The organism is Helicobacter pylori (assembly GCA_008032935.1).
Classification (GTDB): Bacteria; Campylobacterota; Campylobacteria; order Campylobacterales; family Helicobacteraceae; genus Helicobacter; species Helicobacter pylori_CX.
In genome coordinates this window covers 906066-922095 of the sequence record CP032039.1, presented here as the reverse complement: position 1 = coordinate 922095, position 16030 = coordinate 906066, and the positions used below count along the sequence as shown (strand labels likewise).

At 39.6% G+C, this 16030-nt stretch carries 6 protein-coding genes; 2 read left to right on the top strand and 4 right to left on the bottom strand.

Annotated elements, in window-relative coordinates; all coding sequences use genetic code 11:
• Positions 1-94: 94 nt before the first annotated feature.
• The 4 genes from D2C78_04635 to D2C78_04620 form a co-directional block, all read right to left on the bottom strand.
• Positions 95-2527: a TonB-dependent receptor gene (locus tag D2C78_04635; protein QEF35239.1), complete on the bottom strand. Its 2433-nt coding sequence runs from the start codon at positions 2525-2527 to the stop codon at positions 95-97.
• Positions 2528-2710: 183 nt separating this feature from the next.
• Complete coding sequence (locus D2C78_04630; protein QEF35238.1) at positions 2711-3142, bottom strand: Sua5 YciO YrdC YwlC family protein; 432 nt, start codon at positions 3140-3142, stop codon at positions 2711-2713.
• Between the two features lie 4 nt (positions 3143-3146).
• A complete protein-coding gene (locus D2C78_04625; protein QEF35237.1) occupies positions 3147-6404 on the bottom strand; it encodes a carbamoyl-phosphate synthase large subunit in 3258 nt (1085 codons plus the stop codon).
• Between the two features lie 97 nt (positions 6405-6501).
• The gene (locus tag D2C78_04620; protein QEF35236.1) at positions 6502-7194 is read right to left on the bottom strand and encodes a Bax inhibitor-1/YccA family protein; all 693 of its coding nucleotides are present in this window, start codon (positions 7192-7194) and stop codon (positions 6502-6504) included.
• Positions 7195-7339: 145 nt separating this feature from the next.
• On the opposite strand from D2C78_04620, the gene gap reads away from it, so the two are divergent.
• Together gap and D2C78_04610 are read left to right on the top strand one after the other, a co-directional pair.
• Positions 7340-8338, top strand: a complete 999-nt coding sequence (gap, locus tag D2C78_04615) for a type I glyceraldehyde-3-phosphate dehydrogenase (protein QEF35235.1) — start codon at positions 7340-7342, stop codon at positions 8336-8338.
• A gap of 80 nt (positions 8339-8418) precedes the next feature.
• A complete protein-coding gene (locus D2C78_04610; GenBank protein QEF35234.1) occupies positions 8419-15984 on the top strand; it encodes a toxin in 7566 nt (2521 codons plus the stop codon).
• The last annotated feature ends 46 nt before the right edge of the window (positions 15985-16030 follow it).

The window sequence follows — 16030 nt, the reverse complement described above, 5'->3', positions numbered from 1 at the left end:
AAAGGATTAAAATCATATATTTGTTACTTCTAAAGAATGTTTTATTTTTTGATTAGATCCGCTACCCATGAAATCCTCATTTTTAGCTCCATTATTAAAACTTATAAGAAATTTCAAACCTAGCGTTAAAGCCAGGCTCTGCCATGCCCCTTGCGTATTTGTCTTGATTGGGTTCATCAGGGCTCATCACCGGGCTTGCTTGATCAATATATTGTTGGTTAAAAACATTGTTAAACACAGCGTTCAAGCTCAACCCTTCAAGTTTTTTATAAGCGGGCTTATAAGTGATAAAGAAACTGCTCACCCCATAGCCGGGCTTATGCACATGAAAAATCCCGGGCGTTTTAGGGCAATTACTAGACCGTCTGTCAATATCCGTAGGGCCGTTACGATAAGGGCTATAAGAGCAATAACTCAAATCCGTAACAAAGCGTGAAAGCCAAGTGATGCTAAGGCCGGTGCGTGGGATTGTATAGCTTGCCGTTAAAATAAACACATTGCCGGTCGTAGCCGCCAATTCATACACATCAGCGATCAAACGCCCTTTTAAAGAAGGCCATGATCGCGCCACGCTCAAGCCTAAAGAAAAGCCCTTGTATTTAGCCGTCCCTGAAACTTCATAACCCGGCACATAAATAATATCTTGTGCGGGCAAGTTGGTTACAAAAAGCGTTGAAGAAAATTGATTGATGTAATTAGAAATCAATTGGACAAAACCGGCAGCTCTAAAATCAAAATACTGACTGCTGTATTCGGTATTAAATTCCACATTTTGCCCGATTTCTGGCTTTAAATTGCGGTTGTAGCGCAAATTATCTTGACGCATCCACACCAAACCTCCAGGCATAGGGCCTCTGGTTACATACGCGTAAGAAAGCCTGAAATTCAAATTTTCTAAAGGCGAGACATTTAAAGCCGCACTAGGGCTAAACCCTTGGGTTATGTGCAATTGCCAGTCTTTATCCACTAAAGTATAGACATCGTAACGAGTCCCTGCCCCTAAAGTTACCATAGGATGCAAGGTGTAATTCGCTTGCGCATACACCCCAACCACATTCGCCGTAGCGCCATTCCGTTGGCAACGCCCGTTCATGTTGGGATCATTAGGGCTTGTAACCCTTAAGCACGCATCAGGGGCATCGCCCGGTTTGACTAATTCGCTATTAGGGATCGCCTTATCAAAAGTGGTTAAGTTTTGGTAATTCAACCCGTATTCCAAAAGATTGTCATTCTTATGATCTATGGTGTGGATCACGTTCGCATTGAACCCAGAATTGATGATGAATAAATTTTTATTAGCCACCACAGAACCCCCTCCAAGGCTTTTAAAAGTGATGGAGCAGGTTTGTTTAGTAGCGTCATAAATGCCCCCTTGCGCCACGCATTGATTTTCTTCACCGAGTTTTGGGTTTGGGGTGAAAGGGATGATAGTCGCTATATCGCTAGGTCTGAAAAGCGGATCAATTTGGACATTCCTGATACTTGTATAGCCATTGATTTTTAATTTAGGATCACCAAAACGACTCCCCCCTTCTCTTTCATAATTCAAACTCACGTTATGCACTAAATTGACGCTATAAGTTTTAAACAAACTGGCGTCATTTTCAAACAAGCAATCATCAGGGTTTTTCTCGTTAGGGAAAGCGTTGAAATCGCCGCAAGAATAGGGTAAAAAAGTGCCGGTAAAATTCGCTCTTAAAGGGCGATTAGCGTTATCTCTAGTCATGTTATAGCTGAGCGTTAAGGTATCTCTTTCGCTCAAATAACCATTGATCTTAGCCATCACGTTGTTTTGCTCGCTAGGACTCCCTGTAACTTTATTATCCGCTTTAGGGTCAAAAAGATTTTTCATCGCATTATCCCCATCACGATAGTAAAAAATATTTTGGTGCGTGTAATACAAAAGCGCATCAAAATGATGGTTACGATAAGCGCCCATAATGGTTTCCCTGTCCCCAAAGTTGGTTAAAAAAGTGGCAGCCCCACTTATGGCGTAGTCTTTACCTTTAGGGATAAAATCGCTCGCGCTTTTAGTCTCCATTTTGATCGCGCCAATCAAAGCCATAGGCCCAGCGCTCGCTTGAGCCGCCCCCTTAGTAACCACCACGCTTTTGAGCATTCCAGGATCAATAATCGTATTGCCTTGATGCCCATAGCTTGCGCCCATTTGCGCCGCGCCATCCACCGTAACCCTAGCCAATCTGTCTTCAATACCGCGCACGTAAATTTTTTGCGCCATAACCGCGCCTCCGCCCACATTGATATTGGGGTTTCTTCTAAACATGTCGCTGATTTGGTTGGCTTGCCTTCTTTCTAATTCCTTACTTGAAATGGTTGTCTGGTTGTTGTAATTAAAGATTTTAGCCGCTTGAGTGGTAACCTTACCCAAAGTGTGTTGGGCGTTCTTTTCTTTATCCTTTTTTCTTTCTGTCTTTCTTTCTTCTTCTTTGGCCTCTAATTCAAACATTCCTAATAAGGACAAAAAAATAGAAAAACTACAATATTTTCTAAAACGCTTGTCATTCATTCTTAAAATCCTACTTATGATAATAATTTCTCTTAAAAAATAAAGGTGTTATTATAGTCAAAAAAATATTACAATCGCCTTAAAAGAGCTAGCCATTTTTGATAAACAAATGATAAACTTTTAGAAAAATCCCACAAAAACCCCTTTCAAAGCACGCAGAATGCGAAATAATAAAGGGTAATTTTATCTTATTCTCACTTTTTTATTTTTATAAAGCCTGAATATTTTAGAGCTAGAGCTTTCAAACAAACCCCTTTCATCGCTCACAATGACATCAGCGAGACTAAAAGCGATTTCTTTATCATAAGCGCATTGGGTGAGGTTGGCTGAGGTGCTATAGAGCGTTTTAAAACGCTTTAAAAAATCCCCATGCCTGCCCCTAACCACACGAACGGCCTTAGAGTTAGGATAAATAAAAGTAGTTTTAGCGCTTCTTCTAATGAGGCTTTTAAACGCGTTGGGCGCGCGCACCAGGCTTTTTAGGGTGCTAAAATCAGCGCTTTCTATTAAAACGCTTTGGTTTTTAGGGCGATTTTTTAAGGCGTTGAGCTTTTCGCTATCTTTAGAAAGCAGTCCTATAGTGGTATCGCTTTGAACGAGATACACTAACGCCATCAAATTACTTCAAATAATCTTGTAAGGCTAACAACTCGTCTTTTTGAGAACTTTCTTCTAACGCTAAAATTAAGATTTCTATCGCGCTTAAAGTCGTGAAATAACTCACATGGTTTTTAAGCACAGAAGCGCGTATGAGTTTGGCGTCATCTTGAGATTTGTGATCGCTGGTGTTGATAGCCATGCTGATTTCCCCATTCATCATCAAATCCATGACATTGGGGCGGCCTTCGGAAATTTTAAGCACTTTTAAAGACTCCACACCGGCTTTTTCCAAAGCCTTATGCGTGCCTTCTGTGGCGCACAATTCAAAACCTAACTGAACCAATCGTTTCATTAAAACGCACGCTTCTTCTTTATCCTTATCTTTAATAGAAACAAAAATAAGCCCCTTGTTTTTAATGGGGTTAAAGCAAGCCGTTTGAGCCTTAAAAAATGCAAGCCCTAAAGTTCTAGCAATCCCCATCACTTCACCGGTGCTTTTCATCTCAGGCCCCAAAATCAAATCCGATCCATAAAGTTTATTAAAAGGGAAAACCGCTTCTTTTAAAGCCACAAAATGGGGCATTTTAGGCTTATAAACGCCATTAGAATACTCTACGATATTTTTTTTATCATAAAACTTCAAGGCTTCTTTCAAATCTTCTAACACCATAACCCTAGTCGCCACTTTGGCTAAAGGAACGCCTAAAGCCTTGCTTAAAAAAGGCACGGTTCTGCTGGCTCTAGGATTGACTTCAATCAAATACAGCGAATTTTCATAAACAGCAAATTGGATATTCAATAGCCCTACTACGCCTAAATGCAGAGCGATTTTCGCGCTCACTCGCTCAATTTCATCTAAAATTTCAGGGCTTAGAGTGGAAGGGATAAAGCATGCAGAGTCGCCTGAATGGATACCGGCTTCTTCAATATGCTGTAAAATGCCGGCAATATAGACCTCTTTTTTATCGCAAATAACATCCACATCTAATTCCACCGCTTTTTCTAAAAACTTATCAATGAGGAGCGGATTTTTAGGGCTAATCTCCAAAGAATGCGTAACGCTTTCTAAATAATGGCGCAATTCTTCAATATTTTCTAAAATTTGCATGTGTTGACCGCCTAGCACATAACTAGGGCGCACGATAATAGGGAAACCAATCACATTAGCGATGCTATAAGCTTCATCAACACTCTTAGCCATGCCGTTTTTGGGCTGCTTAATGTCAAGCTCTTTTAAAAAGAGGGAAAATTTTTCTCTATCTTCAGCAATATCAATCACTTTAAAAGGCGTGCCAATAATGGGGGCTTGCATTTTAGCTAGATCTTTAGCGAGTTTTAAAGGGGTTTGTCCTCCAAAATGCACGATAATGCCATCCACGCGCTCCCTTTGAATGATGCTTTTCACGCACTCAAAATGAATGGGTTCAAAATAGAGCGTATCGCTCGTGTCATAATCCGTGCTAACCGTTTCTGGATTGCAATTGAGCATGACGCTTTTAATGTTTAAATCTTTTAAAGCAAAGCTCGCATGCACGCAACAATAATCAAATTCAATGCCTTGACCGATGCGGTTAGGCCCAGAGCCTATGATTAGGATTTTCTTTTCTTGTTTTTCTTGTTTGTTTCCAATAGGGGGCAAAGGATTAGGGGCATAGGTGGAATACAAATAAGGCGTGAGCGATAAAAACTCCGCCGCGCAAGTGTCCACTTCTTCAAAATTGGGCGCGATTTGTAAATTAGATCTAGCTAATTCCACTTCAAAAGGACTCACCTCTAAATTTTCATTTTCTTTGATTTTAACGGCAATCCTGGCATCGCTAAAGCCTAAATTTTTAAGCCCTCTTAATTTTTTGGCGTCCGTTAAAACGCTAGAATTGATGCCCTCTTCTGCTTTGACTAGCTTTTGAATTTGAGATAAAAACCACTTGTCAATCTGGCACAATTCAAACACTTCATCCACGCAAACGCCGAGCCTGAACGCATCAGCGATATAAAGCAAGCGTTTGGGATTGGGCCGGCGGATTTCCTTTTTTATCGCTTCTAAATCTTTGCTCAACGATTCAAACCCTAGCCAATTGTTTTCCAAAGAGCATAACGCTTTTTGTAAGGCTTCTAAGAAATTCCCCCCTATCGCCATCACTTCGCCAATGCTTTTCATAGAAGTCCCTAAAGTGCTAGAAACACCGGCAAATTTTTCAAACGCAAAGCGAGGGATTTTCACCACGATATAATCCAAACTAGGCTCAAAACTCGCCGGGGTGTTGGTAATATCGTTTTTAATTTCATCTAAACTAAAACCCACCGCAAGCATGGTAGCGACTTTTGCAATGGGAAACCCGGTCGCTTTTGAAGCTAATGCGGAGCTGCGGCTCACTCGTGGGTTCATTTCAATCACAACCATTCTTAAAGTCTCTGGGTGGATCGCAAATTGCACATTACTCCCGCCCGTATCCACGCCAATTTCTCTCAAAATCGCAAAGCTCGCATCGCGCATGCGTTGGTATTCTTTATCGGTTAAGGTGAGGCTTGGAGCGATGGTGATGCTATCGCCGGTATGAACGCCCATGGGGTCAATATTTTCAATGCAACACACAATGATGCAATTATCCTTGCTGTCTCGTATGACTTCCATTTCATATTCTTTCCATCCCAACAAGGACTCTTCAATCAAAATTTCATTAATGGGCGAAGCGTCTAGGGCGTTTTTAGCCAATTCTTGAAACTCTTCAATATTATAAGCGACCCCACTCCCTCCCCCAGCCAGCGTGAAACTCGCTCTAATAATGGCTGGAAAGCCAATTTCATTAATGGCTTCTAGGGCTTCTAACTCGTTATAAGCGTAACGCCCTTTAGGCAAATCCATCCCGATTTTTAACATCGCTTCTTTGAACGCTTGCCTGTCTTCGCCTTTTTTAATCGCTTCAATCTTAGCCCCTAAAAGCTCCACGCCTTCTAACATGCCCTTTTGGTGCATCTGCATGACCGCATTTAAAGCGGTTTGCCCGCCCATTGTGGGCAAAATAGCGTCAATCTTTTCTTTTTTGATGATAGCGGCGATATTTTCTGGGGTGATGGGTTGGATATAGGTTTTATGAGAAAATTCAGGGTCAGTCATCACGGTGGCCGGGTTAGAATTGATTAAGATCACTCTATAACCTAAAGATTTTAAGGTTTTACAACTTTGAGTCCCTGAGTAGTCAAACTCACAAGCTTGCCCGATCACAATAGGGCCTGATCCTATCAGTAGAATGTTGGAAATATCGGTGCGTTTAGGCATAACTAATCCTTAAAGAAAGAATATCAACGAAGCGTTATCAATATTTTAAAGTATTTTTTATTAGGTTTTTGCGTGGCTTCCCCCCTATTTTTTCAAACTATTTGTCTCTGTCTGAAAAAATACCAATGATTTGCAAGATAGAAATAAAGACATTCAAAAAGTCTAAATACAAGCTCACCGCCGCATCAATGGGGCTATCGTACATGCCCTTAACGATGTTTTGGGTGTCATAAGCGATGTAAAGACTGAATAAAATCGTGCTCGCTCCCGCAATGACAACCTGGAACATGGGGCTACCCAAAAACAAGTTAATAAGCGAACACACCACCACCACAATCAAAGCGATAAAGAGCATTTTACCCATGTTCGCTAAGTCGTTTTTAGTTTTAAGGGCATACACGCTCATCAAACCAAAAACAATGGTTGTCATGCCCAAAGCTTGCCAAATCGCTCCTAAACCAGCTTTTGCAATCACCATACCCAACAAAGGCACTAGCGTAACCCCTGATAATGAAGTGAAAGCAAACAGCATGAATAAATTCAATCCGGGTTTAGATTTAGAAAACATCAAACCAAAAAACGCCGCAATTTCAGCGATAAAAAACACCCATTTATACTGCACTACGGCTTGAAAGTTCATTAAACCCAGTAACGCCCCGATAGTCGCTAGTAACAAACTACCCGCAAAGAACTTGTAAGTCGTTTTAACAAAACCCACCAGCTCGCTTTCATGCAATAAAGAATCTTCTGCATACGCGTTACGAGAATTAGCTCTGTCATACAATGCCATGTTTTACTCCTTGATTTCAACTCAATATAAATAATTTTAATTAACCTACAGCTAGGTCCAATATAATAGCGCAAAATGTAGTAAAATACCAAACAAAAACCCCCTAAAATTGAAACTGAAGTCTGAAAATAGGATAATAGTTACGATGAAAATTTTTATCAATGGATTTGGCCGCATTGGGAGATGCGTTTTAAGAGCAATCTTAGAGCGTAGCGATACAAACTCTCATTTAGAAGTGGTAGGCATCAATGACCCTGCTAATTGGGAAATCCTGGCTTATCTTTTAGAGCATGACAGCGCGCATGGGTTGCTTTTTAAAGAAGTGCGTTACTCTAATCATAAGCTTATTATCGGCTCGTTAGAGATCCCTGTTTTTAATAGTATCAAAGACTTGAAAGGCGTGGATGTTATCATAGAGTGTTCAGGGAAGTTTTTAGAGCCTAAAACGCTAGAAAATTACCTTTTGCTTGGGGCTAAAAAGGTGTTGTTATCCGCTCCCTTTATCGGCGAATACGATGAACAACAATACCCCACTTTGGTGTATGGGGTCAATCATTTTCTTTATCAAAACCAAGCCATTGTTTCTAACGCCTCTTGCACGACTAACGCTATCGCGCCCATTTGCGCGATCTTAGATAAAGCTTTTAATATTAAAGAGGGCATGCTAACGACCATTCATAGCTACACGAGCGATCAAAAACTCATTGATTTAGCCCACCCTTTGGATAAACGGCGCTCCAGAGCGGCCGCAAGCAACATTATCCCCACCACCACTAAAGCCGCTCTAGCCTTGCATAAAGTGTTACCCAATCTCAAAAATAAAATGCATGGGCATAGCGTGAGGGTGCCTAGCCTTGATGTGTCCATGATAGATTTGAGTTTGTTTTTAGAAAAAAAAGCCCCTAAAGATCCGATCAATGAATTATTGATTGAAGCTTCCAAAGGGGTTTTAAAAGGCGTGTTAGAAATAGATTTAAAAGAAAGGGTGAGTTCTGATTTCATTTCTAACCCTAATAGCGTTATCATCGCGCCTGATTTGACTTTCACGCTAGAGAATATGGTCAAAATCATGGGGTGGTATGATAATGAATGGGGGTATTCTAATCGTTTGGTGGATATGGCGCAGTTTATGTATCATTATTAAGTCATTTTGCGAATCTTTTTGAGTTTGTTTAACATCAAATTGTATAATGTGGGATTTAATAAAAACGATTGGAGTTTTAAATGGCGTTTAAAAAGGCCAGATTGATTTCTAGGTTTATTTCAAAAGGATCTTTCAAATTGAATAAGATCTCAAAGAAATTTTTCAAATTGAATCAAATCTTAAAATGTGAAAAGCCCTTAAAAGGCCATAAAAAAACAAAATCCATTAAAAAGCTCTCTAATCGCAACAAATCTTTTTTAAAAGTTTCGGTTTTATTGATAGGAGCGTTAGGGGGATTATCCCACCTAAGGGCTAACGAATGCCGTTATTGGTCATGGTCGTCTTGGAGTTATCAAGATAATATTGAAAGCGGTCCTAATTCACCCACGCACAACTCTTATTGCCTTTTTAGTAGCGCTCAAGGCTCTGGGACTTATTATTTAAACACTCTTACCACTTATAGTGCTGGTGGGGCTAGTTTCACGCAAAAATTCAATGGTGGCACGCTTGATATAGGGGGGAATATCCGCTTTGGAGGCACAGGTATTAATGGAGGTGATGTCGGCTATATCACTGGAACTTATGACGCTCAAACGATTAATTTTAATTCTAGCCATTTAACAACCGGAAACTCATACGCTGATGGTGGTGGGGCCACGCTCAATTTTAATGCGGCTAACAATATCACTATCAATCAAGCGAGTTTTGACAATAGCGATGCAGGGACGCAACACTCTTACATGAATTTTAAAGGCTCTAATATCAATGTGAGCGGCTCTAGCTTTACAGACGACACTGATGGGGGCTTTAGTTTCAGCGGTAATAATAATCATAGCGCTATCTCCTTCAATCAAACCAACTTCAATCAAGGCACTTATAACTTTAGTAATAGTGCAAGTTCAAGCTTTGATAATAGTAACTTCAATCAAGGGACTTATCATTTTAATAGCACCCAATCCACTTTTGAAAACAGCAATTTCAATCAAGGCACTTATAATTTTAATGACAATACTAGCTTTAATAACGACACCTTCAATCAAGGGACTTATAATTTTAATACCAGCAAGGTGAGTTTTTCAGGCATTAACACTTTAAATTCAAGTTCGCCTTTTGCCAGCCTTAAAGGCAGTGTGTCTTTTGGTTCTGGTGCGGTTTTTAACCTCAATCAAACCCTTAATAATAATCAAACCTATGATATTCTCACTACAAACGGAGCGATCCAGTATGGGGTTTATCAAAGCTATTTGTGGGATCTAATCAACTATAAGGGCGATAAAGCCATTAGCCATGTTGGAGTGGGCAATAACACTTATGATGTAACCTTTGATATTAACGGGCAAGATGAAACCTTACAAGAAACCTTTAACAAACAATCCATCATTACCCAATTTTTAGGAGACGATTTACAACAACAAGCCCAACAAACCTATCAAGAGGATGTAGCTCATTCCCAAAACGCTTTGAATAATGTTACTAGCGACAACACGATCGCAAGCAATGATACAAGCTACACTCAAAGCAAAAATGCTACTGTCGCTAAAGACGCTCAAGGTTTAGAAAACACCAACCAAAAAATCCAACAAGATGAGCAAGCCTTAGAAAAAGATTTAGCTCAAATCAAGCAATTAGCCAACTCCACCACAGGCTTTAGTGAACAAGCTTTCAATCAAGCTCAAAAACAAGAACAACAAGATTTAAAAACCTTACAGAGTGAAGAAAGCACTTTTAATACTGAGCAAGAGGGATTAGAACAAGCGATACAACAAGAACAAGCTCAAGAACAAAAACAAGAACAAGCTCAAGCCCAAAAAACCTATCAAGAGGATGTAGCTCATTCCCAAAACGCTTTGAATAATGTTACTAGCGACAACACGATCGCAAGCAATGATACAAGCTACACTCAAAGCAAAAATGCTACTGTCGCTAAAGACGCTCAAGGTTTAGAAAACACCAACCAAAAAATCCAACAAGATGAGCAAGCCTTAGAAAAAGATTTAGCTCAAATCAAGCAATTAGCCAACTCCACCACAGGCTTTAGTGAACAAGCTTTCAATCAAGCTCAAAAACAAGAACAACAAGATTTAAAAACCTTACAGAGTGAAGAAAGCACTTTTAATACTGAGCAAGAGGGATTAGAACAAGCGATAGCTAACGCTAAGCCTACAAGCCCTACACCCACTCCTACAAAACACACAGTGCAAAACACTCCCCCTAGTCAAGTTCCACCCACACCCCCTACTCAAAATTTACCCACAACAAATGTGTGGAATGGGGTCTATAACCTCCAAAATCAAACTTACTCAAACAAAGGCATTTATTATATCGATCCCAACCTTTCAGGACAGAGCGGTCAAAGCGGCAACACGCTCAGCACTTATACGGCTAATTTGTTTGGAAGAAGTTTTGGCGTCAATATCCAAAATGGCACTTTAGTTATAGGGAATGACACAGAGAGCGTGAATGATAATGGGTTGATTTGGATAGGGCATGGAGGCTTTGGCTATATCACGGGAACTTTTAATGCGGCTAATATTTACTTGACCAATAATTTTAAAACCGGTGAAGGCGTTTCAAATTCAGATGGTGGGGGAGCGAACATTACCTTTAAAGCAAGCGATAACATCACTATGGATGGCTTGAATTATAATGACGCTGAAACCGTTACTAAAATGATTCAAACGGGGGCCAGTCAGCATTCCTATGCCACTTTTGACGCTCTAAATAATATCAGCGTAACCAATTCCAGTTTTAGCGATATGACTTGGGGGAAATTCAGTTTTAGCGCTAAGAATATTTCCTTTTCTAACGCTTCGTTCAGCGGCTTTACAAACCCTGGAGGATCAAGCACTATTAGCGCTAACGCTTCTAATTCTTTAAGCTTTATCAATTCTCGCTTGAATGGGGGAGCGGTTTATAATTTGCAGGCTAATAGCCTTATTTTCAATAACACGCAAGCGGTTTTCAATGTCTTGTATTCTAGGGGGACAAGCAATTTTAACGCTACGACACAGCTTTTAGGCAACACGAATTTTACGCTCAGCTCTCAAAGTTTGCTGAATTTTAATGGCGATACAACCTTACAAAACAACGCTAATATCACGCTTGGCAATAAAAGTCAAGCCGCTTTTAAAAATTCTTTAACGCTTGATAACAATTCTAATTTAAGTTTAGACAATCAAAGCGTTTTGAATGCCAATGGCACAAGCGCTTTTAACAATCAAGCGAGTCTCAATATTTATAACGGGAGTCAAGCGACCTTTAATAGCCTCTTTTTTAATGGCGGGACACTCAGTCTTAACGCTAGTAGCAAACTCAACGCTTCTAGCGCTAGTTTTTCAAACAACACCACTATCAATTTAGACGATAGCGTTTTATCAGCCAATAACACAAGCTCTTTAAACGCTAATATCAATTTTCAAGGTGCAAGCCAGGCTGATTTTGGAGGCAACACGACTATTGATACAGCAAGCTTTAATTTTGACAGCGCAAGCTCATTGAATTTTAATAACCTTACGGCTAATGGGGCGTTGAATTTTAATGGTTATGCACCCTCTTTAACTAAGGCTTTGATGAGCGTTAGCGGGCAGTTTGTTTTAGGGAATAATGGGGATATTAATTTATCTGACATCAATATTTTTGACAACATCACAAAATCTGTAACCTACAACATCCTAAACGCTCAAAAAGGGATCACTGGCATTAGTGGGGCTAATGGCTATGAAAAAATCCTTTTTTATGGCATGAAAATCCAAAACGCTACCTATAGCGATAATAACAACATTCAAACTTGGTCGTTTATAAACCCTCTCAATTCTTCTCAAATCATTCAAGAGAGCATTAAAAATGGGGATTTAACCATAGAAGTTTTAAATAACCCTAACTCGGCTTCTAACACTATTTTTAATATCGCTCCTGAGCTTTATAATTACCAAGCTTCTAAGCAAAATCCTACCGGCTATAGCTATGATTATAGCGATGATCAAGCAGGCACTTATTACTTGACAAGCAACATTAAAGGCCTTTTCACCCCTAAAGGCTCTCAAACGCCTCAAGCCCCAGGCACTTATAGCCCGTTTAACCAGCCTTTGAATAGTTTAAATATCTACAATAAGGGTTTTTCTAGTGAAAATTTAAAAACGCTTTTAGGGATCCTTTCTCAAAATTCCGCTACCTTAAAAGAAATGATTGAATCTAACCAATTAGACAATATCACTAACATCAATGAAGTGTTGCAACTCTTAGACAAGATTAAGATCACCCAAGCGCAAAAGCAAGCGCTCCTAGAAACGATCAACCATTTGACTGACAACATCAATCAAACCTTTAATAACGGGAATCTAATTATAGGCGCTACTCAAGATAATGTTACAAACTCTACTAGCTCTATATGGTTTGGGGGCAATGGCTATAGCAGTCCTTGCGCGCTAGATAGCGCCACTTGTTCTTCTTTTAGAAACACTTACTTAGGGCAATTATTAGGCTCAACTTCCCCCTATTTAGGCTACATTAACGCTGATTTTAAAGCTAAAAGCATTTATATTACCGGAACAATTGGAAGTGGTAACGCCTTTGAAAGCGGAGGGAGCGCGGATGTAACCTTTCAAAGCGCTAATAACTTAGTGTTGAATAAAGCTAACATAGAAGCTCAAGCTACAGACAATATCTTTAATCTTTTGGGCCAAGAAGGGATTGATAAAATCTTTAATCAAGGGAATTTAGCGAATGTTCTCAGTCAAGTGGCTATGGAAAAAATCAAGCAAGCCGGCGGTTTAGGAAACTTTATAGAAAACGCTCTAAGCCCTTTGAGTAAGGAATTGCCCGCTAGCTTGCAAGATGAAACCTTAGGCCAACTTATAGGTCAAAATAACTTAGATGATTTATTGAATAATAGCGGAGTCATGAATGAAATCCAAAACATTATCAGTAAAAAACTGAGCATTTTTGGTAATTTTGTTACCCCATCCATCATAGAAAACTACCTTGCTAAGCAGTCTTTAAAAAGCATGCTAGACGATAAAGGGCTTTTGAATTTTATCGGTGGGTATATAGACGCTTCTGAATTAAGCTCTATTTTAAGCGTGGTTTTAAAAGACATTACTAATCCCCCTACAAGCCTGCAAAAAGACATTGGTGTGGTGGCGAACGACTTGTTGAACGAGTTTTTAGGACAAGATGTTGTTAAAAAGCTAGAAAATCAAGGCTTAGTGAGCAATATCATTAATAATATTATTTCTCAAGGCGGGTTAAGCGGTGTTTATAATCAAGGTTTAGGGAGCGTGTTGCCGCCCTCTTTACAAAACGCGCTCAAAGAAAACGATTTAGGCACTCTTTTATCGCCTAGAGGCTTGCATGATTTTTGGCAAAAAGGGTATTTTAACTTTTTAAGCGATGGCTATGTTTTTGTCAATAACAGCTCTTTTAGCAACGCTACAGGGGGCAGTTTGAATTTTGTCGCTAACAAATCTATTATTTTTAATGGCGATAATACGATTGACTTTAGCAAGTATCTAGGTGCATTGATTTTTGCTTCTAATGGTGTTTCTAATATCAATATCACCACCCTAAACGCCACTAATGGCTTAAGCCTTAATGCGGGTTTGAATAACGTGAGCGTTCAAAAGGGTGAAATTTGTATCAATTTAGCCAATTGCCCCACAACCAAAAACAACTCTTCTACAAACTCTAGCGTAACCCCCACTAATGAATCTTTAAGCGTGCGTGCTAATAATTTCACTTTCTTAGGCACAATCACCTCTAATGGGGCTATTGATTTGTCTCAAGTAACAAATAATAGCGTTATAGGCACGCTCAATCTTAATGAAAATGCGACCTTGCAAGCCAATAATTTGACGATCACCAACGCTTTTAACAACGCCTCTAACTCTACAGCTAACATTAATGGTAATTTCACCTTAAACCAACAAGCGACTCTAAGCACTAACGCTAGTGGCTTGAATGTCATGGGGAATTTTAACAGCTATGGCGATTTGGTGTTTAACCTCAGCCATTCAGTTAGTCATGCCATTATCAATACTCAAGGCGCAGCGACGATCATGGCTAATAACAATAACCCCTTAATCCAATTCAACACTTCTTCAAAAGAAGTCGGCACTTATACGCTTATTGATAGTGCTAAAGCCATTTATTATGGGTATAACGACCAAATCACAGGAGGCAGCAGTCTGGATAATTACCTTAAGCTTTATGCGCTCATTGATATTAATGGCAAACATATGGTGATGACTGACAACGGCTTAACCTATAACGGGCGAGCCGTGAGCATTAAAGATGGCGGTTTAGTTGTAGGCTTTAAGGACTCTCAAAATCAATACATTTACACTTCCATTCTTTATAATAAAGTGAAAATCGCTGTTTCTAATGATCCTATCAATAACCTACAAGCCCCTACTTTAAAACAATATATCGCTCAAATTCAAGGCGTTCAAAGCGTGGATAGCATTGATCAAGCTGGAGGCAACCAAGCGATTAATTGGCTCAATAAAATCTTTGAAACTAAAGGAAGTCCTTTATTTGCTCCCTATTATTTAGAAAGCCATTCCGCAAAAGATTTAACCACGATCGCTGGAGATATTGCCAACACTTTAGAAGTCATCGCTAACCCTAATTTTAAAAATGACGCCACCAATATTTTACAGATCAACACCTACACGCAGCAAATGAGCCGTTTAGCCAAGCTCTCTGACACTTCAACCTTTGCCAGTGCTGATTTTCACGAGCGATTAGAAGCCCTTAAAAACAAGCGATTCGCTGATGCGATCCCTAACGCTATGGATGTGATTTTAAAATACTCTCAAAGAAACAGAGTCAAAAATAATGTGTGGGCGACAGGAGTTGGAGGGGCTAGTTTCATTAATGGAGGCACTGGAACTTTATATGGTATCAATGTAGGGTATGATAGGTTTATTAAGGGCGTGATTGTGGGGGGTTATGCCGCTTATGGGTATAGCGGGTTTCATGGAAATATCACTCAATCAGGCTCTAGCAATGTCAATATGGGCGTTTATAGCCGAGCGTTTATCAAAAGAAGCGAGCTAACAATGAGCTTGAATGAGACTTGGGGATACAATAAGACTTTCATCAACTCCTATGACCCCCTACTCTCAATCATCAATCAGTCTTACAGATACGACACTTGGACGACTGACGCTAAAATCAATTACGGCTATGATTTCATGTTTAAAGATAAAAGCGTTATTTTTAAACCCCAAGTAGGCCTAGCTTATTATTACATTGGTTTGTCTGGTTTAAGGGGTATTATGGATGATCCTATTTATAATCAATTCAGAGCCAATGCTGACCCTAATAAAAAATCCGTTCTAACGATCAATTTTGCCCTAGAAAGTCGGCACTACTTCAATAAAAACTCTTATTATTTTGTGATTGCGGATGTGGGCAGAGATTTATTTATTAATTCTATGGGGGATAAAATGGTGCGTTTTATTGGTAATAACACCCTAAGCTATAGAGATGGCGGCAGATACAACACTTTTGCTAGCATTATCACAGGCGGGGAGATAAGGTTATTCAAAACCTTTTATGTGAATGCGGGCATTGGGGCTAGGTTTGGGCTTGATTATAAAGATATTAATATCACCGGAAATATTGGTATGCGCTATGCTTTTTAATGGTATCATTAAACCTGTTTTTAACAAGCCTAATTCATAATAGGAT

Excerpts from the sequence above, each read along its gene's own strand:
- D2C78_04635 (QEF35239.1), bottom strand. The coding sequence starts at position 2,527 with ATGAATGACAAGCGTTTTAGAAAATATTGTAGTTTTTCTATTTTTTTG.
- D2C78_04630 (QEF35238.1), bottom strand. The coding sequence starts at position 3,142 with ATGGCGTTAGTGTATCTCGTTCAAAGCGATACCACTATAGGACTGCTT.
- D2C78_04625 (QEF35237.1), bottom strand. The coding sequence starts at position 6,404 with ATGCCTAAACGCACCGATATTTCCAACATTCTACTGATAGGATCAGGC.
- D2C78_04620 (QEF35236.1), bottom strand. The coding sequence starts at position 7,194 with ATGGCATTGTATGACAGAGCTAATTCTCGTAACGCGTATGCAGAAGAT.
- gap (QEF35235.1), top strand. The coding sequence starts at position 7,340 with ATGAAAATTTTTATCAATGGATTTGGCCGCATTGGGAGATGCGTTTTA.
- D2C78_04610 (QEF35234.1), top strand. The coding sequence starts at position 8,419 with ATGGCGTTTAAAAAGGCCAGATTGATTTCTAGGTTTATTTCAAAAGGA.